The following is a 22309-nucleotide window of genomic DNA, read 5'->3' on the forward strand; positions in this document are numbered from 1 at the left end:
GCCGGGGCCGGGGCTCTACTCCGGCTCCCCCGGCACTTCCTCGTACTCCGGCAGCGTCAGCGTGGTCAGCGCGCCGCCGCCCGGGGCGTTGGCGAACGTGAGCTCCGCGTGGATGGTGCGGGCCTGGCCGATGGCGATGGTCAGGCCCAGGCCGTGCCCCTTGGCGCCCGAGCGCGTCGGCTCGGTGCGGAAGCGCTGCGGGCCGTGTTCGAGGAGGTAGTCCGGGTAGCCCTCGCCGTGGTCGCGGATGGAGACGACCGGCCCGTCGACGGTGACGACGACGGGCGGGCGGCCGTGCCGGTGAGCGTTGGCCAGCAGGTTGCTCAGCACCCGCTCCAGGCGGCGCCGGTCGGTCTCCACGCACGCGTCCCGTACGACGTGGACCTCGGCCTCCAGCCCGGACGCGCGCACGGCCCGCTCGGCGAGCAGCCCCAGCATGTGTGCGTCGAGGTCGGCCTGCTCCGTCAGCGAGTCGAGCCGGGAGATCTCCAGCAGGTCCTCGGTGAGGCGGCGCAGGGTCTGCACCCGGTCGCGCACGAGCTCGGTGGGGCGGCCCGGCGGCAGCAGGTCCGCGGCGGCCTGGAGGCCGGCGAGCGGGGTGCGCAGCTCGTGGGCGACGTCGGCGGTGAAGCGCTGCTCGCTCTGCAGCCGGGCCTGCAAGGTGCCCGCCATGGCGTCGAGCGCCGCGGAGACGGCGGCGACCTCGTCCTGCTCGCGGGCGGGGCGGGTGGTGCGCGGGTCGGCGACGCGGGCGTCGAGGTCGCCGGCGCTGATGCGGCGGGCCACGTCGGCGGTGCGGTGCAGCCGGCGGGTGACCCGCGAGACGGCGAAGACGCCGATGAGCAGGGTGCCGCCGATGGCCAGCGTGGCGGAGCCGGCGATGGCCCGGTCGAGGCCGTCGATGGTGTCCTTGCTGTGCCGGTAGTCGAAGCGGGCGGTGATGACGCCGGCGTCGGCGGGCCCGGCGGCCCACATGGTGGGGGTGCCGTCATGGTCGCCGAGGGCGGTGCCGCGCTCGCCGCGCAGCGCCATCTCCTGGAGCCGCCGCGGCAGGTCGGTCGGGTTCAGGGCCGCGGGGTGGTGCATCGGGTCGCCGGACGCGTAGGCCCGGGTGGCGGAGTCGAGCCGCGCGAGGGCCTCGGAGCGGGCCTGGTGGACGGTCTGCCGGGTGACGATGACGTGCACGAGGACGCCGAGCACGGTCGCGACGACGCAGCACACGACGGCGAGGAAGAGCGTGAACTTCCCGTAGAGCGAGCCCAGGCGGGAGAGTCCGCGGAGCCGGGCGCGCAGGCCCCGCGGGCGGGCGGCGGTCACGAGCGCCCCTTGTGGCCGCGCTGCGTGCCGGAGGAGGCGGGGGTCTCGGCGCGGCGGATCTCGTAGCGCCGGAAGTCCATGTAGTGGGTCTGGGAGTTCCAGGTGTAGACCGAGCGCAGGGCGTAGTGCGGGGTCGTCCAGGGCTCCCAGACGATGAGGTCGCGGCCGGCGACCTCGATGGACGAGGGCTGGGCGACGGTCGACAGGACGCGGGTCGGCTCGCCCTTGACCAGGGTGTAGGCGCGCAGCGAGAGGAAGTGGTCCTCCATGTCGATGCCGACGATCAGGTCGTCGCGGCCGTCGCCGGTGAGGTCGCTGTAGACGGGCTTGCGCATGGGGCAGGTCCGCTCCTGGCGCGCGGCGGAGCACGAGGAGGCCAGCTTGGCGGCGGTGGCGTCGTCGAGGGCGTCCGCCCCGGTGTCCTTGCGGTTGGCCGCGACCTCGGCCTTGACCAGGGCGTACGCATCCAGCTTGTGGATGTCGCCGGAGGGGACGGGGGCGGCGCCGGGGACCTTCTCGGCCGTCTCGCCGTCGTGCTGCGACCCGCTCGGCGAGGGCGCGGGCGTCGCCTGCGGCCACAGTCTGGAGGGCGCCGAGGCGGGGGCTGTGCGCCCGGCGCCGACCGGCTCGCCCGCGCTCGCGCACCCCGCCACCGCGGTCAGCGCCGCCGCGAGCGCGGCCAGCGCCCCGAGCACCCGCAGGGGGCGCCTGCGGGGCGCGGTACGCGGGCGCGGCACGGCTCTCCCGGCGTCGGGGCGGGCGGATCGGGGCACTCGGGTGTTCCATCGTCGGCTGCGGCGGCGGCCCCTGTCCGGAGCCGGGATACAGCACGATGTTATGCGAGCCGCCCCGTGTGCCCGCCGGGTCCGCCACGGGGAGCCACCGGCCGTCCCGGGCCCGGAGCGGGCGACCGCCCGCGGGACGGCCGCGGCGGTGCGGCCGCCGTCCCGCGGGCGGTGCGGCCTAGCGCTTCCTTCCCCGGCGCTTGGCGATGGCGGTCATGACGACGGGCAGGAGCAGTTCGAGCGCCCGGGCGACCTGGGCGGCCGGCAGGCCCGTACGTTTGGCGACGGTCTCGGCGACGGGTTTGGTGATCCTGCCAATGACGCCGGACATCAGCCCGCCGGAGAGCATCCCGCCGCCCGACCCCTGTCCGAGGCCGCCGAGCCCACCGAACCCGCCGAGGCCGGCCACGCCGGCGGGGGCCGCTCCGTTCTCGCGGGTGAGCTCCTCGGGGAGGGCCGCGACGGTCTCCCGCACCATCCGCGTCGCCCCGTCGGCGTCGGTGCCGAGCTCCCCCGCGAGCTCCTGGATGCGGTCCTCGCCCAGTTCGTCCAGTACGTCCTTCTGCAGCGCTTCATCGCCCATGGGGCCGACATTACGCGGGCCGAACAGATCTCGGTACGCAAGGTAGTGCGGCGGTCACTGTGCGGGACGGCGTGCGCCCGCGCGCCGTCCCGCGCGGAAGCGGCGGCACCGATCTCAAGATCCTTAAGCGGCGCGGCTCGGCTTTCACCTCATTGAGGGGAAATATGACCTTCCGATCTACCCGTCCGGGGTGCGCGAACTAGCGTGGGCGGCCATGTCACACCCTTTCGAACTCCCCTCCTTCTACATGCCGTACCCCGCGCGCCTGAACCCCCATCTGGAAGGCGCCCGGGAGCACTCCAAGGCCTGGGCCCGCGAGATGAACATGCTGGAGGGCTCCGGCATCTGGGACGAGGCGGACCTGGACGCGCACGACTACGCCCTGCTGTGCGCGTACACCCATCCGGAGGCCTCCGGCCCGGTGCTCGACCTCGTCACCGACTGGTACGTCTGGGTGTTCTTCTTCGACGACCACTTCCTCGACGTCTTCAAGCGCACCGGCGACATGGCCGGCGCGAAGGCCTATCTCGACCGGCTGCCGGCCTTCATGCCCCTCGACTGCGGTGCGACCCCCGGGCCCACCAACCAGGTGGAGGCGGGCCTGGCGGACCTGTGGGCCCGGACGGCCCCGGCGATGTCGGAGGACTGGCGGCGCCGCTTCACCGAGAGCACGCGGCACCTGCTCAACGAGTCGGTCTGGGAGCTGGCCAACATCAACGAGGGCCGGGTCGCCAACCCGGTCGAGTACATCGAGATGCGCCGCAAGGTGGGCGGCGCCCCCTGGTCGGCGGGCCTCGTCGAGTTCGCGGCGGGCGCCGAGGTCCCCGAAGCCATCGCCGCGAGCCGGCCGATGCGCGTGCTCAAGGACACCTTCGCGGACAGCGTGCACCTGCGCAACGACCTCTTCTCGTACGAGCGGGAGACCGAGAGCGAGGGCGAGCTGGCCAACGCCGTCCTGGTGCTGGAGCGGTTCCTGGGCTGCGGCACCCAGGAGGCCGCCGACACCACCAACGACTGGCTCACCGCACGGCTCCAGCAGTTCGAGCACACCGCCCTGACCGAACTCGCGCCGCTCTTCGAGCTGTACGGCCTGGACCCGCAGGCCCGGCACGACGTCTTCGCCTACGTCAAGGGGCTCCAGGACTGGCAGTCCGGCGGCCACGAGTGGCACATGCGCTCCAGTCGCTATATGAACGACGCCCCGCAGGGCGCGGTCAATACCCCCGGGGCCCTGCTCGGCGGACCGCTCGGGCTGGGCACCTCCGCGGCGCGGCAGTTCGCCTCGGTCGTGGCGACGGCGCCGGCGCGGCTGCGCAAGCACGCCCACGTGCCGTTCCAGGCCGTGGGCCACCTGCCGCTGCCGGACTTCCCCATGCCGTACAAGCTGCGCCTCAACCCCCACCTGGACGCCGCCCGGCGCAACGGTCTCGCCTGGGGGCACCGCATGGGCATGCTGGCCCCCGACCCGGCCCTCCCCGGCTCCGGGCTGTGGACCGAAGAGAAGCTCGCGGACTACGACTTCGCCCTGTGTGCCGCGGGACTCCACCCGGTCGGCACCGCCGAGGAGCTCGACCTGGCGACGGACTGGCTGGCCTGGGGCACGTACGGCGACGACTACTACCCCGTGGCCTTCGGCGGGCAGACCGGGGCGGCCGGCATGACCGCGGCGCAGGCGTGCACGGACCGGCTGCTGCTGTTCATGCCGGTGGACTCCCCCGCCACCCCGCGGCCGGAGCACGTCCTGGAGCTCGGGCTGGCCGACCTGTGGGCGCGCACGACCGGGGCCATGAGCAGGGAGGAGCGCACCGGTCTGCGCACGGCGGTCAGGACGATGCTCGACGCCTGGCTCTGGGAGCTGTGGAACCAGAAGCAGCACCGCATCCCCGAGCCGGTGGACTACATCGAAATGCGCCGCCACACCTTCGGGTCCGAGATGACCCTGACGCTGTGCCGCAACGGCCTCGGCGCGGCGCTGCCGCCGGAGATCTACCGCTCGCAGCCGGTCCAGGCCATGGAGAACGCGGCCATGGACTACGCCATCCTGATGAACGACATGTTCTCGTACCAGAAGGAGATCCAGTTCGAGGGCGAGATCCATAACGCCGTCCTGGTCGTGGAGAACTTCTTCGACTGCGGGCGCGAGGAGGCGCTGGCCGTCGTCAGCGACCTCCAGGCCTCGCGGATGCGGGAGTTCCAGCACGTGGTCACCCACCAGCTGCCGGTCCTCTCCGCGGACTTCGGCCTCGGAGAGGAGGAGCGGGCGGCGCTCATGCAGTACGCGCAGGAACTCCAGGACTGGATGGCCGGGATCCTCAACTGGCACCGCGGATGCCGCCGCTACCGCGAGGAGGACCTGCTCCGCCACAAGGCCACCGCTCCGGCACTCCCCGCGCCCCCGGTAGGCACCCTCACCGGCCTGGGCACCTCAGCCGCCCGCCTGACGACACTGCTCCGCGCCCCGGCACTCGCTACGGGCGGCCACCCGGCCGACTGACGAAAGCGGCGGGGGCTCTGGTGAGCGGGCAGCGGTGAACACCGCCCTTGCCGCGTACGTCAGTTAGGACGTGTCCGACCGGCCGGGGCGTCGTTGATCCGGCCACCAGGCCGCGATGATGAGCGGCCCATATGACAGGAGTGCAGCGATGCTCTTGCCCATTGTCGGTCAGCTCTTGGGCTTGGCCGTGGCCGGAATCCACGCCCTCATCGGAAGCTTGATCCACTAGGTGGCCGCCCTGCTCTGAGAGCAGGGCACTTACCGTGGCGTCGGGCCGGGGAAGCCTCGGGTCTCCCTCGGCCCGACGCCGCCCGGCCCTGAAGGACTTGGGCCCCGTCGAACCGGCCTGTACGCCGGGTCAGCTGCCCGTGCGGCGGCGTTCGCGGTGGGCCCTGACTCGGCCTCGGCTCGCGCAGGAGGGTGACGGGCACCAGCGGCGGCGGCCGGTGGGGTTGGTGAAGACGCCCCGGCAGTCGTGTTCGGGGCAGACGGCGAGGGTGTGGCGCTCGGGGCCGGTGAGGTGGTCGGCGGCCTGCCGGGCGATGCGGGCCAGGGCCGCTCCGGTGGTGGCCGGTCGCTCACGCAGTAGCCGGTCCGCCGCGAGGAGTTGAACCGGATCGCCCTCCTCGCCCAGGAAGCGGGTGAGCCCCGCAACGGCCTCGGGCGGCGGCGGCTGTTCCTCCACGACCGCCAGGGCCAGGGGACGCAGGGTCTCCCGCAGGGCGTGGGCCCGGCACAAGTCCTCGGCGCCCGGCGGCCGGGCGGGCGGCAGTTCGCTGCGGTCGAGCCACTCCGCCAGCCGTTCGGGGGTGGCCAGGCGCTCGACCGGGTGCGCGCTGAAGTGCCGGCCGCGGGTGGCGAGCAGGTTGAGCCAGGTGGCTCCGCAGTCGAAGCGGAAGGCCAGGCGGTTCTCATCGGTCACACCGGCATCGTAACGGATCACCCGTTACACCCGCTACAGTGATCCCGTCGATCATGTAACGGGTGAGCCGTTACGCGCCTTGACCGGAGGAGACGTCATGGGGCCTGTCGTACGGACCGTTCTCGGGGACATTCCCGCTTCGGAGCTGGGGGTCTGTGACGCGCACGACCATCTGTTCCTGCGCAGCCCCCGCCTCCCCGGCCAGGAGCTGGACGATCCGGAGGCGGCCGGAGCCGAGCTGCGGGCCTTTCGCGCGCTCGGCGGGCAGGCCGTCGTGCAGTGGACGCCCCGCGGGATGGGGCGGCGGCGCGCCGCACTCGCGGCACTGGCCTCGGCCACGGGAGTGCACGTCGTCGCCGCGACGGGGCTGCACCAGGCGGTGCACTACGCACGGGAGTATCTGGAACGCGACCGGGACCGGCTCGCGGAGCTGTTCGTCCGGGATCTGACGGAGGGGCCGGTCCGGGCCGGGCTGGTGAAGGTCGCCGGGGGCTTCCACGGCCTCGACGCCCACGCCCGGCACGTCATGGCCGCCGCGGCGCAGGCGCACCACGCGACGGGCGCGGCCGTCGCCGTCCACCTCGAACTCGGCACGGGCGCCATGGACGTGCTGGACCTGCTGTGCGGGGAGCTGGACGTCCCGCCCGGCCGGGTCGTCCTCGGCCACCTCAACCGCTTCCCTGATCTGCGCGTGCACCTCCGGGCGGCGGAGGAAGGGGCCTTCCTGGCCTTCGACGGGCCTTCGCGCACCCACCACGCCACGGACTGGCGGCTGTTCGACGCGCTGACGGCCCTCGCCGAGGCGGGTCACGCCGACCGGATCCTCCTGGGCGGGGACACCACGACGGCGGCCGCCCGCTCGTCGGCGGACGGCCCCGGCATGCCGTATCTGCTGCGCAGGCTCCGGCCGGCGCTGGTGGCGGAGCTGGGCGAGTCCTTCGCCCAGGGGGTGTTCGTCACGAACCCGGCCCGCGCGTTCGCCTACCCGCGCCCCTGACGGGGCGCGGGGCGCGGGGCGTGTGCCGTTACCTGTTGTCCACCACCGTGCGCAGCTTGCCGCTGGCCGGGGTGCGGTCCAGGGACGCGCCGTCGACCGTTTCGACGGTGAGGTCGAGCAGTTTCTCGTCGACGGCCGTGCGCAGTTCGGGGTAGCCGGACAGGAAGGCGTCCCGGGCCGCGGCGGCGTCGGTCGCCTCCGTGCGCTCCATGCGGATCGTGAGGCCCTCGCGGGCGCCGTCATTGTCCAGGACGACCTGGAGTTCGCCGACGAACCGCAGGCTCTCCTCGGCGATCGCCACGAAGCGGCGGTAGTTGAGGAAGTACGTCGCGACGCGCATCACGTCGCCGAGCCGGCCGAGGAGCTCGAACCGGGGGGCGTGGCTGCCGCAGGGGCAGCGGCCGGGCAGGGCGCGGCCGAGGTCGCCGATGACGTAGCGGTCGAGGTGCTGGCCGCGGCGGGCGCGGGTGGTGAAGACCAGGCGCCCGGTCTCCCCCGGCCCGACGGGCTCGTCGGCGGCGACGTCGAGGATCTCCAGCGTGTGCAGGTCGGCGTGGAGGTGGTGGACGCTGCCGGAGCTCTCCGCGCACTGGTAGCCCAGCGGGCCGAGGTCGGTGCTGCCGTAGGTGATGGAGCGGATGACCTCGATGCCGAAGGTGCCGGCGAGGGTGCGGCGCTGTTCCTCGGTGAAGTGCTCGCCACCGTAGAAGATCTTGCGGATGCCGCCGTACGAGCGCAGCGCGTCCTCCTGCTCGTGCAGGAGCTGCCAGAGGTAGGAGGGCATGCCGAAGAGGGTGTCGACCTCGTGGGCGACGATGGCCTCGGCCGTGGCGCGGTGGTCGGGGCCCGCGGCCATGGGTATCTGGACGCCGCCCAGCCGCTCCAGGATGGAGAAGAAGCTGATGAAGCTGCCGTACATGCCGCCGCAGTAGAAGAGGTTGGCGGTGCGGTCGCGGGCCGGATCGTAGCCGGCGGCGAGCAGGCCGCGGGCGGCGGCGTGCATCTGGGTGTCGTAGTCGTCCCAGCTGAAGAGGGACAGGGCCGGGGTGCCGGTGCTGCCGCCGCTGCGGAAGTACAGCTCGGCGTCGCCGCGGGCGACGTCGTGGTTGCGGTCCTGGACGGCCGCCTTGTCCAGCAGCGGCCCGGCGGGCGCCGGGAAGTCCGGGGTGCGGGCCAGGTCGTCGAGGCAGGCGGTCGTGGCGAAGCGCTCGTCGGCCTGGACGGCGACGCGGCGGCTGTAGCGCTGGAGGGCGTAGACGCCGTCGTGGGGTTCGCCGGAGTAGCCGGCGGTCATGGCGCCGACGGGGGTGACGCGGGTGGCGCCGGCGGCGAGGACCGTGGCGGACAGTTCCGCGACGTCGGTGCGGCTGCCGGCGATGCCGGCGGTCTGGAGGTAGCGGCGCATGGGCCGCAGGGCGCCGATCAGGCCCTTGCGCGGCAGGGGCTTGACCCACACGCTGCGGTGCAGCGGGGAGGCGGTGAGCGCCGGGCGGGTGTCGGCCATGACGCGCCAGGAGCCGTCGGGGGCGGCGTGGACGCGGGTCAGGCCGAGGTGCTCCTCCAGGCGGGCGATGAGCTCGGTGGTGGTGAGCTCGGCCTCCTCGGCGGGGTCGAGCGGGTCCCCGCCGGCCGCCGGCATCCCGGCGAGGACGGCGGCGAAGCGCTCCGCGAAGGCGAAGACCTCGTCGGCGTCCTCGGTGTCGAGGTAGACGACCTGGGGGCTGGAGCAGGCCTGCTGTTCGAAGAGGCACACGTCGGCGGCGAGGGCGGCCAGCGTCGCCTCGTCGGCCCACGCGTCGCGCGTGAGGTACGCGAAGGAGATCTTGTGGCCCCACTCGACGAGCCGGCAGCCGGCCGGGACGTGGGCGGCGACGCCCTCGACGGCGGCTTCGCCGCCCCAGACGGCGACGGCGTCGGCCGGGGCGCACATGAGCTTCAGCCAGTCCTGGCGGCCGGAGGAGAAGCGCAGCACGATGACGCGCTCGGCGACGGCGCCGCTCGGGTCCAGGGCGGCGAGCTCGGCGAGGAGGTGCTGGGCGAGGAGGGTGTCGGCGCTGCTCGTCTTGAGGACGTTGACGTTGCCGGCGAGGAGGCCCTCGACGAGGCTGAGGGGGGCGACGGTGGCGGCGTTGCCGGGGGCGATGTGGGCGACGAGGCCGACGGGAGCCCACGCCTCGTAGACGGTCTCCTTGGCGTCGGGGCGGGTCAGGCGCTGCGGCGCGGTACCGCCCAGTTCGCGGCGGAGCTTGCGGCTGAGGGCGGCGCGGTCCAGGAAGGCGGCGAGCTCGCCGAGGAGGACGCCGGCGTCCTCGCCGGCGGGCACGTGGGGCGCCAGCCGGGCGCGGACCGGGTGGGCCGGGTCGCGCAGGGCCTTCGCCAGGGTGTCGCAGGCGGCGAGGACGGTCTCGGTGTCGAGCGGTGCGGCGAGCGCCGCCTCGACGGCGGCGGGCAGGGTCTCAAGGCGGCGTGCGGCCTCGTCGTCGCCGATGAAGGCGCCCTGCCAGTAGTGGTGGTGCATCGGATCCATCGAAAAATCTGCCTCGGTCACGACATTCCCTTCATCAGCTCGGCGGCGGCCACCGCGCAGCTCTTGTTGCGGCTCACTCCGGCGCGGCCGTGGATGGTGAACCACGGCGTCTCCAGCTCGCAGCCGCACTCCTCGCCGGGGTGGAGGGAGGCGAGGTCGCCCATGAGGACGCTCTGGGCGGGCACGGAGGTGATGTACGGGGAGACGAGGTGCAGGTAGCCCTTCTCCCCGTACGGCAGCGGTTCGAGGGTGCGGGTGGAGCGGATGAACACCCGGGACCACACCGGCGCGTGCAGGTTGTGGTGGGAGCACTCGATGTACGGGATGCAGTGCTCGACGGAGCCGAAGGTGTCGCGGATCCGCTCGGAGGGGATGCCGAGCTGTTCGGTGACGCGGGCGTAGAGCTCGTGCGTGCCGATCTGCTGGTCGGTGTGGCCCTTCCAGCCGCCGCCGAGGATGATCAGCGAGTCCTCGGGCAGCCGGAGGGGCGGCAGGCCCATGGCGCGCATGCGCTCCAGGGTGAACCAGAGGAAGGCGGGGAAGCCGAGGATGCGGACGGGGGCGTCGTCCTCGGCGAAGCGGCGCAGGGCGGCGATGCAGCCGAAGGGGTCGAACTCGTGGCCGCCGCCGGTGTTGCGCAGGGCGTACTCGACCTGGCGGGCCGGGGCGAAGTCGCACAGGTAGTTGTCCGTGAAGGACGTGCCGAGCTTGAGGTCGCGGGCGGGCTCGTAGCTGTAGAGCAGGTAGTTGACGGGCTGCTCGGGGGTGATCCAGCCGTTGCGCTCGAAGATGCGGGCGACCATGCGCTGGGCGGAGCGGATGGTCCACTCGTCGAAGAACATCTGCGACTTCTGCCCGGTGGTGCCGGACGAGGTCAGGTGCAGGTGGACGTCCTCGCGGGGGATGGACAGCACTTCGTGGCACTTGAAGAAGTTGGCGTGGACCAGGGGCGCGCGGTAGGGCGCGGCCGGATCGCCGGAGGACGTGGCCGTGTGCAGGTCGCGGAAGAACGGGGAGCGCTCGCGGTGCCAGGCGTGGCTCTCGGCCATGGCCGCGGCGAAGAGCTCCTCCTCGGCGGGGCCGGAGGTGTACGGGTCGGTCAGGTCGCACAGCTGCTGGACGTGTGCGAGCGCGTCCGGGTCGGGGACGGTGACCGGGGCGAGATGGGGGTTGAGGGGTGCGGTGAGTGTCATGAGGCAACCTCGCGTGAGGGCAGATACGTCGACGCCCAGGCCGACACGTAGGAATCCAGGAAGGGCTGCAGGGCCGCGTCGGCGACCAGGCCGCGGAAGTCGATCTGCTCGGTGGTCCGGGACATCACGACGTAGTCGTGGAAGCCGTCGCCCTCCCGGCGCATGGCCGGGTAGAGGGCGCTGGGGATGAAGCCCTGGGCGAGGCCCGCGGAGAGCAGGTCGTGCCGGTCCAGCGGGAGCAGCGCCTCGACGTAGCCGGCTCCGGCGCGGGTCAGGGCGCGGGTGATCGGTTCGAGGTGGGCGGCCGCGACGGCCGGGCCGGGGTGGCCGGCGACGAGCGCGCAGTAGCCGCCGGCCCGGTTGAGGCAGGCGTAGACCTCGAAGCTGCCGTCGCCGGGCACGAGCAGCACGTTGGGGGTGTGCAGGGGGTAGAACCAGTGCGCGGCGTCGGGGAAGCGGTCGCGGAAGCGGCGGCGGACGAACGCCGGGGCCTCGATCATCTCCAGCTCGGCGGCCGCCGCCGGGGACGGGGCCGGGGCCGGTGCGGTGGCGCGCGTGTCCGCGTAGCTGATGCCCAGGGTCCGCTCCGCGGTGCGCAGCAGGGGCATGAGCGGGCCGGGCACTTCGGCGACGGGGGCGCGCCGCTCCAGGACGCCGGGCGAGTAACGCGCGTAGAGCGCGAGGCTCTCGCGGCTGTCGAGGTCCACGGCGTTGGGCAGGACGCCCATGGGGCGGAAGCCGTTGCGGCTGACGACGCGCTGCGGGCCGGCGCTGACGGTGCGGACCGTGGCGTAGACCGAGTCGAGGCGGCCTGCGTCCAGCATGCGCCGGCACAGGGCGTCGGTGAGCAGGCCCGCGAGCCCCGAGCCGCGCTGGTCGGGGTGGACGGCGAGCCCTTCGAGGCGGCCGAGGCGGCTGCCGGGCTCGCCGTGCACCGCGGCGGAGCCGGTGAGGGCTCCGGTGCGCGGGCAGCGGGTGACGAGCCAGAGGGTGTGCGGGTCCTCGATGAGCCGGGCCATCACGGCGGGGTCGGTGCCGAACGCCGTGGGGTAGTGCGGCCCGTAGACCGCGTAGTAGAGCTGGCGGAGCTCGGCGATGTCACCGGGCGCGGCCCGCTCGACGGCTGGGGCGGTGGGGGCGCTCACCTCGCGCCTCCCGTGGCGCCGGCCGGCACCGGTGCCTCCGCCCCGGGCCCGTGGGGCTCCGCGGCCGGAGCGGGCTCGCGCAGCAGCGCCAGGGCGAACGCCGCGGGGACGAGGCCGGCCGCCTGGATCAGGCACAGGGTCTGGGCGGACAGGTGGTCGCCCAGGAGGCCGAACAGCAGCGAGGCCACGGGGAAGGTCGCGCCGAGCACGGCCTGCATGACGGCGAAGAAGGCGGGCTTGTCGGCGGTGGGCACGAGGCGCTGGAAGAGCGCCACGAAGCGGACGCCGATGACGCCGACGCACCAGCCGGTCACGGCGAGGGCGCCCGCGATGACGGGCCGTTCGCCGATGAGGCCGGGGACGGCGAGGGCGACGGCCATCGCGCCGAGGCAGGCGGAGCCGACGGCGGTGGGGCGGCCCGGGATGCGCGCGCCGGTGAAGGAGCCGATGAGGGTGCCGGTGCCGAGCGCGGCCTCCAGCAGGGCGACCGTGGCGCCGTCGCCGTGCAGCACCGACTTGGTGTAGAGCGGCATGACGATGAACACGGCGGTGGTGAAGAGGTTGGCCGCGGTGAAGCAGATCAGGATGGCGCGGACGAAGGGCAGTCCGGCCAGGACCTGGCGCAGCGTGCGCGGCCCGGCCCCGTCGCCCGCTTCCGCGTCGTCGCCGGCACCGACGGGGGTGCGGAACCGGACGGTCGCGATGAGCACGGCGGCGGCCGCGTAGGCGGTGGCGCATCCGGCGGCGAGGCCGGGGATGCCGGCGCGGTCGACGATGAGGGCGCCGAGGAGGGCTCCGCCGAGGCTCGCGAGGGACTGGGTGGACAGTTCGAAGCCGGTCGCGGCCTCGATGTCCTCGTCGTCGACGAGTTCGGGGACGGAGGTGGTCAGGCAGGGGTCGAAGAAGGCCTGGCAGGTGGCGAGCGCGAGGGTCGCGGCGTAGGCCGCCGCGATCGGCAGGTCGCTCGCGTACGCCCAGACCGCGAGGGCCGTCGCGGCCACGGCGGCGCCGCCGGCCGCGGTGCGCAGCACCGAGCGGTGGGCGAAGCGGGCGATGGAGCGGGCGACGAGGGGGGCGAGGGCCACGGCGGGCACGGTGCTGACGGCCATGAAGAGGCCGGAGGCGAGGCCGTTGCCGCCGGAGACCGCGTAGGCGACGAGCCACCAGGAGACGCCGACCTGGAACATGCGGACCGCGGCCTGCGTGAGCACCTGGCCGAGCCACACGGCGCCGAAGGCGCGGTTGCGCAGGACGAGCGGCAGCCGGCGGCCGGCCGCGGGGGCGGCGGTCATGCCGTGGGCCTTTCGTCGATGACGCGGATCAGCTTGCCGGAGCGCGGGTTGACGGCGAGGTCGCGGTGGCGCACCCACTCGACGGCGAGGGGGTGGACGAAGCCGGTGGTGACGGCGTCGGGGTAGAAGGGGCGGGCCTCTTCGAGCGCGGCCACGACGGCCTTGGCGAGGACGCCGAGCCCGGCGGGGTCCTCGGAGCCCGGGTCGTCAGGAGAGACGGCGAGGCGCAGGACGAGTCCGTCGCGGCCGTCCCAGCGGCGCACGACGAGCTGCATGCCGACGACGCGGCCGTCGGTGTCGGCGGTGGTGACGGCGGCCTGGGCGTCCTGCGAGTAGAGGGAGACGGGGCCGACGCGCACGCCTTCCTCGGCGCGGCCGAGGATGCGGAAGACGCCGGCCTCGGGGTCGGTCCACTCGGCGCGGTCGCCCGCGGGGTAGCGGATGACGGGCATGAGGCGGCGGAAGAGCTGGGTGACGACGACGCGGCCGGCGCGGCCCGCCTCGCGGATGGGCTCGTCCGTGGCGTCGTCGAGGATCTCGACGACGGTGTGCGGGGTGAAGGCGCGGTGGGTGCGGGCGTCCGGGCCGGGCACGGGGCGGCCGAGGAGGCCGGCGTCGACGCTGGCGTAGCCGAGCGAGCGGGGCTCGGCGTTGGGGAAGGCACGGGCGAGCAGGCGGCGCTGGTCGTCGAAGAGGGCCTCGCCGCCGAAGAACAGCAGCTCGACGGCGGGCAGTTGCTCGCCGTCAGCGATCAGGTGCTCGGCGAGGCGGCACAGGGTGGTCGGGGTGCCGGCGATGACCTGGGCGGCGAAGTCGCGCAGGGTGGGGACGGTCGTCTCCAGCGGGGCGCCGCCGCCGATGGGCAGGCGGACGCTGCTCACGGGCGCGTGGGAGAGGGAGTCGAGGACGAACAGGAAGCTGGCGTACAGCTCTCCCGCGTAGAAGAGGTCCGCGACGCGGTGGCCGGGGCGGAGCCCGGCGTCGACGAGGCCGTGGCCGAAGGCGGTCACGAACTCCTGCCATTCCTCGCGGGTGAAGCAGGAGAACTTCGGCGCCCCGGTGGTGCCGCCGGTCTTGAAGACCGAGGCCTCGTCGAGGGGGGCGGTCAGGACGCGATTGCCGTGGAGGGTGTTGGCCGCCCAGAAGTCGCTCTGCCCGACCACCGGAAGATCGGTGAGGCAGTCCACGTCCGGCGGGAGGTCCGCGTAGAGATCCGCGTAGAACGGGGAGTTGTGACGGACATAACGTATGAGGTCCGATAGCTGATGGACGGGCATGCTGCCTTTGCCTGCTCAGAGAATAGGGATGGGTTTCCGGCCGGGCGGATCCTGTGCCGGGCGGAGCCTGTGCTCGCCGCCGCCGGTTGACTGTTCAACGAGAACGCGTGCACCACGCACTCGTGAAGCGCCGGCATCCGCCTGATGCGCGGTCACAATCATGGGACACAGCGGAACGTACTGCAAAATCGGCCGCGTACCGGCCGCTTTTACTGGCCTGAAACCGAGGGTGACCGCAGGTAACCCGTCTCCTTCCGCCGGGGCGTGACGTTCCCGCAGCAGACGTTGCACGCCCCGAGTTGACAACGTCCACCGCCCTGTATGGACCGCCCAAACCCGGCGTGTGAACGTTGTACGAGGACCGCATAACGCATCAAGAAACCATCAAGAATTCACCCGTGCGTAAGTCCTGTCTCGCCTCCGTGCCCCCAGCAACGAACGGAATTGACACGCATGCCCATTCAAGAATCAGTGGCCCTCGTCGGCATCGGCTGCCGTTTCCCCGGCGGCATCGACTCACCCGAATCCTTCTGGGACTTCCTGACCGGCGGCAAGGTCTCGGTGGAATCCACCCCGGAGGACCGCTGGCGCGCCTACACCCGGATCAGCCCGGAATTCACCGAGGCCCTGCGCAGGGCCGAGCGGCCGGGGAACTTCATCGGCGCCGTCGACGGATTCGACGCCGAGTTCTTCGGCATCGCCCCGCGCGAGGTCGAGCTGATGGACCCCCAGCAGCGGCTGGTGCTGGAAGTGGCCTGGGAGGCGCTGGAGAACGCCGGAATGGCGCCGCGCTCCGTGGCCGGGTCCGACGCCGGGGTCTACATCGGCACCTGCTCGGACGACTACGGGCGCCGGCTGCTGGAGGACCTGCCCCGCATCGAGCCCTGGACGGGCATCGGCGCCCAGCTGACCGGCATCGCCAACCGCGTCTCGCACGTGCTGGACCTGCACGGGCCGAGCTTCGTGCTCGACTCGGCCTGCTCCGCCTCCCTGGTGGCCGTCCACCTGGCCTGCCAGTCCCTGCTGACCGGCGAGACCTCGCTCGCGCTCGCGGGCGGCGTGAACATCATCCTCTCCCCCGCCTACACCCTCACCCTGGAGGCGGCCGGCGCGCTCTCCCCCGACGGGCGCAGCAAGCCGTTCGACGCCGAGGGCGACGGCTACGGGCGCGCCGAGGGGTGCGGCGTGCTCGTCCTCAAGCGGCTGTCCGACGCGACGCGCGACGGTGACCGCGTGCTGGCCGTGATCAAGGGGACGGCCGTCGCGCAGGACGGCCGCACCAGCGGCATCATGGCCCCCAACCCCGAGGCGCAGCGCGACCTGCTCCGGCTGGCCTGGCAGCAGGCGGGCCTGGACCCGGCGACCGCGGGCTACATCGAGGCACACGGCACGGGCACCCGGCTCGGCGACCCGGTGGAGGCGTCCGGGCTGCACGCGGTCTTCGGCGCGGGCCGGCCCGCCGACAAGCCGTGCTGGATCGGCTCGGTGAAGTCGAACATCGGGCACGCCGAGCCGGCCTCGGGCGTCGCGGGCATCATCAAGGCCACGCTGATGCTGCGCAACGCCGAGATGGCGGCGACGGTCCTCACGAGCGAGCCCAGCCCGGACATCCCGTGGGACGAGTGGGGGCTGCGGCTGGTCACCGAGCACCAGGTGTGGCCCAAGGGCGAGGTGCCGCGGCGCGCGGGCGTCTCGGGGTACGGCTACGGCGGCACGATCGGCCACGTCGTCCTGGAGGAGGCGCCCGAGCCCGCCGAGGGCTTCGGGGAGGAGCCGCTGCCGGGCGGGCCGCGGCTGTTCCCGCTGTCCTACCGCAACCGGGCGGGCGTCGCGGAGTACGCGTGCCGGCTCGCCGACTGGCTGGAGCGGCACCCCGACACCCCGCTGTCCTCGGTCGGCCACACGCTGGCCTCCCGCCGCTCCCACCTGGACCACCGGGTCACCGTCGTGGCGGACGGCCGCGCGGAGCTCGTGGCGGCCCTGCGGGCCGTCGCCGCCGAAGGGGCGGAGGAGCAGGAGACCGACAACGTCGCGGAGGGCACGGTGCGCCCGGGCTCCGGCGACGGGACGGTGTGGGTCTTCTCCGGGCACGGCTCGCACTGGTCGGGGATGGCCCGCGAACTCCTCGCGGACAACGCCGTGTTCGCCGACGCCATCGACCGCCTGGAGCCGGTCTTCCGCACCGAGCTGGGCTTCTCGCCGCGGCAGGCCATCGTCTCCGGCGACTTCGAGGCCGTCGACCGCGCCCAGTCGATGATCTTCGCGGTGCAGGTCGCGCTCGCCGAGGTGTGGCGCTCGTACGGGCACCGGCCCGCCGCCGTCATCGGCCACTCCGTGGGCGAGATCGCCGCGGCCGTCGCCGCGGGCGCGCTGTCCCTGGAGGACGGCGCGCGCCTGAGCGGGCGCCGGTCCGCGCTGCTGCGCCGGGTCGCCGGCAAGGGCGCGATGGCCATGGTCGCGCTGCCCTTCGAGGACACGGCCGCCCGGCTGGCCGGGAACCCCGCGGTCTGCGCCGCGATCGCCTCCTCCCCCGGCTCCACCGTGGTCTCCGGCGACGCGGAGGCCGTCGCCGCGCTCGTCCGGAACTGGGGCGCGGACGGCATACCCGTACGGCCCGTCAACTCCGACGTCGCCTTCCACAGCGCCCACATGGACCCGCTGACGGAAGCGCTGCGCGAGGCCCTCGCCGGCCTGGAGCCCCGTACGCCCGACGTGCCGCTGTACAGCACCGCGCTCGACGACCCCCGGGCCGGAGCGCCGCACGACGCCGCCTACTGGGTGGCCAACCTGCGCAACCCCGTGCGCCTCGCGCAGGCCGTCACCGCCGCCGCCGAGGACGGGCACCGCCGCTTCCTGGAGGTCTCGCCCCACCCGGTCGTCTCCCACTCCATCGGCGAGACCCTGGCCCACCTGGAGGTGGCGGGCGGCCACGTCGCCCACACCCTGCGCCGCAACCAGCCGGAGCTGCGCACGCTGCTGCTGAACCTGGCCGCCCTGCACAGCCACGGCGCCACGGTCGACTGGAGTGCGCAGTATCCGGCCGCCCCGATCGCGGAGCTGCCCCCGATCGCCTGGCAGCACCGCCGCTACTGGACCGACGCGGTGCTGCCCGCGGGCGCCTTCGTCGCCCACGGGCACGACATCAGCGGGCACACGCTGCTCGGCCCGCCGGTGGACGTGGCGAGCACGACGCCGCTGCGCATCTGGAACACGTACCTGGACGACTCCGTGCGGCCGTTCCCCGGCGGCCACGCGCTGCACGGCACGTCGATCGTCCCCGCCTCCTCGATCATCCACACCTTCCTGGAGGCCGCGCCCGGACAGGGCGGCAGCAAGGCGCTGTTCGACGTCTCCCTGAAGTTCCCGGTGGCCCTGGCGACGCCGCGCGAGGTGCAGGTCGTGCAGGAGGGTCTGACGCTGCGGCTGAGCACGCGGCCCGCGGGCCCGTCCGGGACGAGCGGGCCGGGCAACTGGCTGACCCACACCACCTCGTCCACGATGGCCGCCGACGCCCCGCCGTTCCCGGCGGGCATGCTCTCGGTGACCACCCCCGCGGGCCTGGCCGCCGCGGACCCGTCCGTGGTGATCGGCCGTCTGGACGCCATCGGCGTGGAGGGCATCGCCTGGCCGTGGACGGTCGAGGAGCTGCACACCGGCGAGGGCGTCATCCGCGCCCGGGTGCACGCGCCCGCCGTGCCGGGCGACCAGGTCACGTGGGCGCCGCTGCTGGACGCCGCGCTCGGCATCGTCCCCGTCATCTACGGCGGCCCGCCCACCGTCCGCATGCCCGCCCACATCCGCGAGGTCCGCGTGGTGGGCGAGGCCCCGGAGACCGGCTGGGTCGACATCCGTCTCGTGGACCCGGCGACGGACACCGTGGACATCGTCATCAGCGACGAGCAGGGGCAGCTGCGGGCCTGGCTGCCCGGGACGCGCTTCGGTGCGCTGCACGAGAACGGGGCGGCGGACGGCGACGCCGCGGCGGACGGCCCGGAGGCGGCGGCCGTGGACGGCGCACCGGCGTCGGACGAGCCGGCGCGGTGGCGCGAGCTGCCGCCGGAGGAGCTCGCCGCCCGCGTCCACGACGAGATCACCGGACGGCTGGCGCGCGAGATGAAGATGCCGGCCGGCGAGCTGGACCCGGAGCGGCCGCTGACCGACCTCGGGCTCGACTCGGTGATGTCGATGCGGGTCTGCGCCCAGCTGGAGAAGCTGCTCGGGGTGCGGCTGCCGGTGACGGTCCTGTGGAACTACCCGACGGCGAAGGGCCTGGCCGGCCACGTCACGTCGCTCCTCGCCCCGGAGGGCGAGCCGGTGGCGGCCTCGTAAACCCCGCACCACCGCGTCACACGAGGCGAGCGCAATGGCGGCCCGTGCACGGGTGCCCCGCCGGGGGTCCGTGCACGGGCCGCCGCGCGCCTCGGCAGCACTTGCGGCGGACGGCTAGACCAGCGGGGTAAGGAACCGTTCCGGCTGGCAGGCCTCGCAGGGGATGGCGTTGCGGGCGAGGAGCTCTTCACGGGCCTGCGGCGTGCTCATCGTCTCTTCGCCGCCCTTCGGTACCCAGCATCCCGCGTGGTGCAGCTCGTGCATGTTGCGGCCGGAGCCGCGGTGGGTGGTGACCGGCCAGAGCGCGTGCTCCATGTCCGGCCGGTACGGCGGGCGGCCGTCCCCCTGGCGGTGGCCGTTCGTGGCCGGCGGGTCGTCCTCCAAGTACGCGTCGTCGGTGAGGACTTGCAGGACCACGGCACGGACCCAGTCGCGCGGGTCCATCCCCGACTCCTGCGCGGCCTCCGTGATGAGGGCGAGTTCGTCGTCGCTGAAGAGCTGCTCCATGCCGCGCGACGGTAGCAGCGCGGGGGCCGCCGCGGGGGGCGGTTCCGCAGGTCGCGGTACGGGCCGGAGGGGTACCCGCGCGGGGCCCCGCACCGGTTCCCGCCGGGCGGAGGATTAGCCCGAAAGACTGATGGCGGAACGGACCCGGCACCGGCGACGATCGTCCGTACAGCCCGCGCACCAGGGATGTCGCCCCTGCCGGCGCACCGAAGCGGAAGAAGGTACCGGGTAGCCGGTTTTCCAGTGACGCAATCCCGGCTGAAGATCCCGAAGCGTCCGTTTCCCGGGCGAGAACTGACGCGCTGAAAGCTTCGGTCTTCCCAATCAACAGACCGGATGGTTCGGTACCGCCGTCAAATGATCTCGGTACCCGTACCGGTACGGACCGTGCTGTCCGCGCTGCCCTCCGCATCCATGCTGTGACTGCGCCCTGGGGTTCGGGGCGTGCTCGTTCTACGGGAGGAAGCAGTGCCCAAAACACTCAATGGGGAGGACACCCCGTTGCACGGGGCGTCGGTGGAACCGCCGGAGGGGTCCGTGGGCATCCGAGCCCGCGTCGAGATTCCCGTGCAGCGGGCCGACGGGGCCTGGACGCCAGGTCAGATGGTGACGTTCACCGGGCTCGGCGACGGGCTCGAGCACGTGGCGGTGCAGTTCGGACCGATCGCGGACGTCCCGCTGGTCCGGCTGCACTCCGAGTGCCTGACCGGTGACGTCTTCGGCTCCGCGCGGTGCGACTGCGGTCCGCAGCTGACCGAGTCGATGCAGCTGCTCGCCGCGTCCGGCGGCGTCCTGCTGTACCTGCGCCAGGAGGGCCGGGGCATCGGCCTGTACAACAAGCTCGACGCCTACCGCCTCCAGGACCAGGGCCTCGACACGTTCGCCGCCAACCGCGAGCTGAACTTCTCGGACGACCTGCGGGACTACCGCTCGGCCGCCCAGATGCTCCAGTCGCTCGGCGTGACGCGGATCCGGCTGCACACCAACAACCCTGACAAGGCCGCGCAGCTCGCCTCGTACGGCATCGAGGTCGTGGAGCAGGTCCGTACCGGAATCTTCCGTAACGAGAACAACGACCACTACCTGCGCGCCAAGGCCGAGTACGGCGGCCACTCGATCGAACTCGTGGAAGGAACAGCGTGATCCAGCACCGGGGACCCATCAGCGGCATCGCGGCGTGGCAGGGTGCCTACGTCGCCACCGCCGGCTACGACAACCAGGTCATCTGCTGGGACCAGCAGACCGGAACGGCCCTCGCCCGCTCCTTCCACGACCACCTGGCCAACCAGTGCGCGTTCTCGCCGGACGGGCGCCACCTGGTCACCTCCTCCAGCGACTACACCGCCCGCCTGTGGACGGTGCCGGACCTGCGCCTGGTCGCGGTCCTCGCCGACCAGGAGGACGACGTGGAGATGTCGGTCTTCCACCCGTCCAAGGAGCTCATAGCCACCGCCTCCCGGGACCACCGGGTGCGGGTCTACGACTTCACGGGCACCCTCGTCGCCCGCTTCGCCGGCCACACCGCCGACGTCATCTCGGTGGAGTGGGCCCGCGACAGCGACGAGCTGATCTCCTCCAGCGACGACGGCACCATCAAGCGCTGGTCGCTGGAGACCGGCGGGCTGATCGCCGACCTCGACATGGACGGCATCGAGACCGACACCATCGCCATCTCCTCGGGCGGCACCATCTTCGCGGGCAACGACGAGGGCCAGATCATCGTCGTCGGCCCCACCGAGCGCTCCGTGCTGCCGGCCCACGAGGCGGGCATCAAGCGCCTGGTCCTGGACGACGCCCGCAACCTGCTGGTCAGCCTCAGCTACGACCGCACCATGCAGCTCTGGGACGTCGCCTCCGGCGTGCCGCAGCGGCGTGACACCACCGCCCTGCCCGACGACGTGTGGCCCCGCTCCTGCGCCTTCGCCGGCGGCTCCCGGCTGGTCTTCGCGACCTTCGGCGCCGGCTACCGCGGCTACGACTACGAGGGCCGCACCTGGGACACCGCCGAGGTGCCGCCCACCCAGGGCGTCAACGCCGTGCTGCCCACCGCCTCCGGCGCGCTCACCATCGGCGACGCGGGCATCGTGCACCGCGAGGGCGAGGTCGTCGCGGAGACCGGCAGCCTGTGCAACTTCCTCACCCCGCTGGGCGGCCTGGTGCTCTCGGGCGGCCAGCTCGGCAAGGTCTTCGACGCCCTGACGGGCCGTGAGCTCCACCAGCACCGCTCCCCGCTCAACTGCGGTGCCGCCTTCGAGCGCGACGGCGCCTCCTACGCCGTGGTCGGCGCCTACACCGGCGAGGGCCTGCTGCTGCGCCTGACCGGCGCCGGCGAGGCCGAGCACGTCGCGGACCTGCCGCTGCACACCAACGCCGTCAAGGGCGTCGCGGTCTCCGGCGACCTCATCTTCTCCGTGGCCGCCGACGCCTCCGCGACCTGGTACCGCACCTCCGACCTCTCCAAGGTCGCCACGATCGAGGACGCGCACGACCGGATCGCCAACGGCTGCGCGGGCCTGGGCGACGGCTGGTTCGCCAGCGTCAGCCGCGACCTGAAGCTGCGCATCTGGGACCCGGAGCAGCGCGCCGAGGTCCTCGACACCCCGCACACCCACTCGATCAAGTGCGTCGCAGCCTCGGGCGACGGCCGCGTGGTCGCCTCCGGCAGCTACAACGGCCGCATCGCGCTCTACGACCGCACCACCGGCGAGTGGACGGCCGTCGTCCGCCCGACCACCGCGGGCATCTCGTCCCTCACCTGGGACGACGAGCGCAAGGCCTTCGCCGCGTCGTCCTACGACGGCCGGGTGTACTACACGCCCTCCGTCTAGGACGGGGCGCCACGGACCGGTCGCGGGGAAGGCGAGGGCTGCGCCCGCCTTCCCCGCGACCCATGCCCGCACGCGCCCGGCACCGACCACACACGAGCCACACACCCGAGCTC

General features: G+C 73.4%; 15 protein-coding genes. 5 read left to right on the forward strand and 10 right to left on the reverse strand.

The features are described from left to right. Positions 1-15: 15 nt before the first annotated feature. From D7231_RS37570 to D7231_RS16855, 3 genes are all read right to left on the reverse strand, one after another. Positions 16-1317 (reverse strand): ATP-binding protein, encoded by a 1302-nt coding sequence (locus tag D7231_RS37570; RefSeq protein ID WP_391474427.1) that lies wholly within the window; start codon positions 1315-1317, stop codon positions 16-18. Then, a complete protein-coding gene (locus D7231_RS37575) occupies positions 1314-2054 on the reverse strand; it encodes a hypothetical protein (protein WP_228774920.1) in 741 nt (246 codons plus the stop codon). Before D7231_RS37575 ends, D7231_RS37570 begins: the two co-directional genes overlap by 4 nt. Before the next feature lie 226 nt (positions 2055-2280). Beyond that, positions 2281-2685, reverse strand: a complete 405-nt coding sequence (locus D7231_RS16855) for a DUF937 domain-containing protein (protein ID WP_120756274.1) — start codon at positions 2683-2685, stop codon at positions 2281-2283. 214 nt (positions 2686-2899) lie between these two features. On the opposite strand from D7231_RS16855, the gene D7231_RS16860 reads away from it, so the two are divergent. After that, positions 2900-5179, forward strand: coding sequence for a terpene synthase family protein (locus tag D7231_RS16860; RefSeq protein ID WP_199739388.1), 2280 nt, complete (start codon positions 2900-2902; stop codon positions 5177-5179). A 358-nt stretch (positions 5180-5537) separates the two neighbouring features. Here the strand turns inward: D7231_RS16860 and D7231_RS16865 are convergent, their stop codons facing one another. Then, complete coding sequence (locus D7231_RS16865; protein ID WP_120756416.1) at positions 5538-6101, reverse strand: CGNR zinc finger domain-containing protein; 564 nt, start codon at positions 6099-6101, stop codon at positions 5538-5540. Positions 6102-6198: 97 nt separating this feature from the next. Here D7231_RS16865 and D7231_RS16870 point away from each other — a divergent pair, with 97 nt between their 5' ends. After that, positions 6199-7098, forward strand: coding sequence for a phosphotriesterase family protein (locus D7231_RS16870; protein WP_120756275.1), 900 nt, complete (start codon positions 6199-6201; stop codon positions 7096-7098). Between the two features lie 28 nt (positions 7099-7126). Here the strand turns inward: D7231_RS16870 and D7231_RS16875 are convergent, their stop codons facing one another. The 5 genes from D7231_RS16875 to D7231_RS16895 are packed head-to-tail and all read right to left on the reverse strand — an operon-like array spanning position 7127 to position 14532. Beyond that, on the reverse strand, positions 7127-9646 hold the full coding sequence (locus tag D7231_RS16875) for an aldehyde dehydrogenase family protein (RefSeq protein WP_241999761.1): 2520 nt from the start codon (positions 9644-9646) through the stop codon (positions 7127-7129). Further along, entirely contained in the window at positions 9643-10818 is a 1176-nt protein-coding gene (locus D7231_RS16880) for a LuxE/PaaK family acyltransferase (RefSeq protein WP_120756276.1), read from the reverse strand. The genes D7231_RS16875 and D7231_RS16880 overlap by 4 nt, the downstream gene beginning before the upstream one ends. Then, positions 10815-11963 (reverse strand): GNAT family N-acetyltransferase, encoded by a 1149-nt coding sequence (locus D7231_RS16885; protein WP_120756277.1) that lies wholly within the window; start codon positions 11961-11963, stop codon positions 10815-10817. Before D7231_RS16885 ends, D7231_RS16880 begins: the two co-directional genes overlap by 4 nt. After that, positions 11960-13255, reverse strand: a complete 1296-nt coding sequence (locus D7231_RS16890) for an MFS transporter (RefSeq protein ID WP_120756278.1) — start codon at positions 13253-13255, stop codon at positions 11960-11962. Before D7231_RS16890 ends, D7231_RS16885 begins: the two co-directional genes overlap by 4 nt. After that, positions 13252-14532: a phenylacetate--CoA ligase family protein gene (locus D7231_RS16895; protein ID WP_120756279.1), complete on the reverse strand. Its 1281-nt coding sequence runs from the start codon at positions 14530-14532 to the stop codon at positions 13252-13254. The genes D7231_RS16890 and D7231_RS16895 overlap by 4 nt, the downstream gene beginning before the upstream one ends. A 453-nt stretch (positions 14533-14985) precedes the next feature. Here D7231_RS16895 and D7231_RS16900 point away from each other — a divergent pair, with 453 nt between their 5' ends. Then, positions 14986-18861 carry a type I polyketide synthase gene (locus D7231_RS16900; RefSeq protein WP_120756280.1) on the forward strand — a complete coding sequence of 1292 codons (3876 nt, stop codon included), beginning with the start codon at positions 14986-14988 and terminating at the stop codon, positions 18859-18861. Positions 18862-18975: 114 nt separating this feature from the next. Here D7231_RS16900 and D7231_RS16905 read toward each other — a convergent pair whose 3' ends face one another. Next, the gene (locus D7231_RS16905; RefSeq protein ID WP_120756281.1) at positions 18976-19368 is read right to left on the reverse strand and encodes a DUF6233 domain-containing protein; all 393 of its coding nucleotides are present in this window, start codon (positions 19366-19368) and stop codon (positions 18976-18978) included. A 603-nt stretch (positions 19369-19971) separates the two neighbouring features. On the opposite strand from D7231_RS16905, the gene D7231_RS16910 reads away from it, so the two are divergent. After that, on the forward strand, positions 19972-20511 hold the full coding sequence (locus D7231_RS16910; RefSeq protein WP_120756282.1) for a GTP cyclohydrolase II: 540 nt from the start codon (positions 19972-19974) through the stop codon (positions 20509-20511). Then, positions 20508-22196 (forward strand): WD40 repeat domain-containing protein, encoded by a 1689-nt coding sequence (locus D7231_RS16915; RefSeq protein ID WP_120756283.1) that lies wholly within the window; start codon positions 20508-20510, stop codon positions 22194-22196. Before D7231_RS16910 ends, D7231_RS16915 begins: the two co-directional genes overlap by 4 nt. Positions 22197-22309 lie beyond the last annotated feature (113 nt).

The sequence above is a fragment of the Streptomyces klenkii genome (assembly GCF_003626645.1).
Taxonomy (GTDB): Bacteria; Actinomycetota; Actinomycetes; order Streptomycetales; family Streptomycetaceae; genus Streptomyces; species Streptomyces klenkii.

What these genes read in the sequence shown, in the direction of transcription:
- D7231_RS16890 (WP_120756278.1), bottom strand. Translation starts at nt 13,255, where the DNA reads ATGACCGCCGCCCCCGCGGCCGGCCGCCGGCTGCCGCTCGTCCTGCGC.
- D7231_RS16905 (WP_120756281.1), bottom strand. Translation starts at nt 19,368, where the DNA reads ATGGAGCAGCTCTTCAGCGACGACGAACTCGCCCTCATCACGGAGGCC.
- D7231_RS16910 (WP_120756282.1), top strand. Translation starts at nt 19,972, where the DNA reads ATGGTGACGTTCACCGGGCTCGGCGACGGGCTCGAGCACGTGGCGGTG.
- D7231_RS16870 (WP_120756275.1), top strand. Translation starts at nt 6,199, where the DNA reads ATGGGGCCTGTCGTACGGACCGTTCTCGGGGACATTCCCGCTTCGGAG.
- D7231_RS16855 (WP_120756274.1), bottom strand. Translation starts at nt 2,685, where the DNA reads ATGGGCGATGAAGCGCTGCAGAAGGACGTACTGGACGAACTGGGCGAG.
- D7231_RS16895 (WP_120756279.1), bottom strand. Translation starts at nt 14,532, where the DNA reads ATGCCCGTCCATCAGCTATCGGACCTCATACGTTATGTCCGTCACAAC.
- D7231_RS16880 (WP_120756276.1), bottom strand. Translation starts at nt 10,818, where the DNA reads ATGACACTCACCGCACCCCTCAACCCCCATCTCGCCCCGGTCACCGTC.
- D7231_RS16900 (WP_120756280.1), top strand. Translation starts at nt 14,986, where the DNA reads ATGCCCATTCAAGAATCAGTGGCCCTCGTCGGCATCGGCTGCCGTTTC.
- D7231_RS16860 (WP_199739388.1), top strand. Translation starts at nt 2,900, where the DNA reads ATGTCACACCCTTTCGAACTCCCCTCCTTCTACATGCCGTACCCCGCG.